The organism is Streptosporangium amethystogenes, assembly GCF_000721075.1.
Taxonomy (GTDB): domain Bacteria; phylum Actinomycetota; class Actinomycetes; order Streptosporangiales; family Streptosporangiaceae; genus Streptosporangium; species Streptosporangium amethystogenes.
The window spans coordinates 1-1,734 of the sequence record NZ_JOEQ01000112.1 but is presented as its reverse complement, the minus strand read 5'-3'; the positions used below and the strand labels follow the sequence as shown (position 1 = coordinate 1,734).

At 63.5% G+C, this 1,734-nt stretch carries 1 protein-coding gene; it reads right to left on the bottom strand.

Features of this window, described 5'->3' with window-relative positions:
* Positions 1 to 118: 118 nt before the first annotated feature.
* Positions 119 to 1,630, bottom strand: coding sequence for a trypsin-like serine peptidase (locus IG98_RS0143785; protein WP_030926453.1), 1,512 nt, complete (start codon positions 1,628 to 1,630; stop codon positions 119 to 121).
* Positions 1,631 to 1,734 lie beyond the last annotated feature (104 nt).

Genomic DNA, 1,734 nt, shown 5'->3' with positions numbered 1-1,734 from the left:
CCGGTGGGAATGGCCGAAGGGGCCCGGCTGATGCCGGGCCCCTTCGGGTGAAGCTGGTGGAACAGGTGAGCCTGGAGGTTTGGACGCTCAGGCTCGGGTGATCGTCAGGAAGCTACTACTACTTGACGATCGAGCCGGACCAGACGTTGGCGGCCTTGCTGTAGACCACCTGGGTCTCACCGTCGAAGTACGGCGAGGTGATCAGGTCGTAGCGGTTGTTGTTGTCCTGGTCACCGAAGAGGCTGGTGACACCGTTGACGTAGCCGAGACGCTTGGCGTTGCTGTACTTGGCGAGCCAGGGGCCACCGTCGGCGCCGGGGGTGAAGGAGCTCTTCAGGCCGATGTGCTCCTCGACCTTGTGAGCGGCCGACACGTAGGTCTTGCCGGAGGTCTTGCCGTAGGTCCACTTCGGCGTGACACCGGTGTAGGCCTTGTGGCCGTCGTTGTGCGGGGCCTCCGGGTAACCGAAGACGAACACCGTCTGCTGGGGCTTCTGGTTCCAGGTGAAGCCCTGGCCACCGACGTTGTCACCGAGGCGGCCGACGTCCTTGATGAAGCCGTCCACGACGTAGAAGACCGTCTTGAAGTACCCCTTGACGGAGGACTCCTTGACGAAGTACTTCACGAAGTAGTGGGTGATGGTGTAGTTGCCATCGACGAGCTTGCGGTAGCCCAGGCCGGTGTAAGCGTCGTACTGCGCCTTGGTGACGTGCTCGACGGTGGTCTTGCCGGGAGCCTTGGCGCCGTTGAGCTGACCGCTGGGGGCCTTGTCGTAGGCCTCCTTGGAAACCTCCTGGAACACCTTCACCGCGTTGGGGTAGTCCGGGCCGACCTGCTCGCTCAGCTTGTCGGTCTTGGCCCAGGCGGCGGAGGTCTCGCCACCGTGCAGGTCCACGGTCTTCTGGTACTCGGCCTCGGAGATCGGGACGTCCTTGGCGAACTTGGCGCCATCGAAGGCCTTGTAGTCGCCCTCGCTGACTTCCTTGGCGGTGCCGCCACCGATCTGCACGCCGTTGTACACGGTCACGAACGCGAAGTCGCGGTCGCGGTCGTTGAACGCGGAGAAGTCGTAGTGGGTGTAAGCGGTCTTACCCACGTAGATGCCCCACGGGGTCTTGCCCTGGTAGTAGCCGGGCACGAAGACCCAGTTGTCCATGACGCTGGCGTTCTTGGTGTCGTCATAGACGCAGTGGCCGGCCGTGGCGACCAGGTTGCGGTACTTGCCCTGGATCGAGGTGGCCGAGCACCAGGCCAGCTCGCCCTGGGGGTCAACGAAGAACACCTTGCCGATGGTCTTGGGCAGGTTGATGTTCTTGACCTTGGCGGCGGTCTTCTTCTCTTCGCCGATCGGGGCAACGATGCCCGGCTTGCCGTCGGGGGTGTAGCCGCCGCTGGCGTTCAGCTTCGCCGTGGCCTTGTTCTCCCAGGTGTAGGCCTTCGCCTTAGCCAGGTTGTTGGTGTGCTCGTTGGCCGCGAGCCAGAACTTGGCGACCTCGACCGCGGACGGGGCGTCCTTGGCCATGGTGTCGTAGGCCCAGTCCGGAACGGCGTTGGCGGTACCGGCCAGACCAGCGGCCAGCAGACCGGTGGCCAGAATGGCGCCACCGGCGGGGAGGAGGATGCGCTTCAAGGGAACTCCTTGGTCTGATGTGGAACGCTTCTTGCGTCCCATGCGTCAGTAAAGGGAATGCCAGAAACATACAGCTCCGATCTTGAACACCGGAAGCCGCTTTG